The organism is Angustibacter peucedani (assembly GCF_054779595.1).
Window position 1 is genome coordinate 1 of record NZ_BAAGXY010000171.1, and the last position, 577, is coordinate 577.

General features: G+C 51.6%; 1 protein-coding gene. It reads left to right on the plus strand.

The annotated features are described in order from the left end of the window. Window positions 1-577: phage tail tape measure protein (locus tag ACYVJ4_RS18545; RefSeq protein ID WP_460461527.1), on the plus strand; the 577-nt coding region annotated here is incomplete at both ends.

Below are 577 nucleotides of genomic sequence, written 5' to 3' on the forward strand. Positions count from 1 at the left end.
GTAAAGATTCTGCTGATGCACAGTATCAGACCGCGCTGGAATTATATCGCTCACAGAGTGTATTCAATAATCTGGCGATCGGACTGGTTGAGGCTACCCGGGAGCGAACCACTAATGTCCTGACGGGGCTGCTGACTAAAACGCAGACCTTTAAAGAGGGCGTGATCAACCTCTTCTCCACGCTTACTCAGTCGATAATTCAAAACCTCGTCGATATGGCAGCACAGGCGCTCGTAACAAATACAATCCTGAGTTCAATTATGGGGGTTGGTTCGAGTGTACTTGGCGGTGTTGGGGGAAGTACGGCAGGCAGCTCAGGGACAGCGATTGCCGATTATGGGAGCAATTTCCAGTTCAATGCCAAAGGCGGCGTTTATTCCTCCTCAGACTTAAGTGCCTATAGCGGCCAGGTAGTCGATAATCCTACTTTTTTCGCATTCGCGAAAGGTGCCGGAGTAATGGGTGAGGCAGGACCAGAAGCGATCATGCCATTGACTCGGGCAGCTGATGGTTCACTTGGGGTTCGCGCAGTGTCAGGCGGTGCCTCTGAAGGTGCTGCTCCTCAGGTATTCATCAC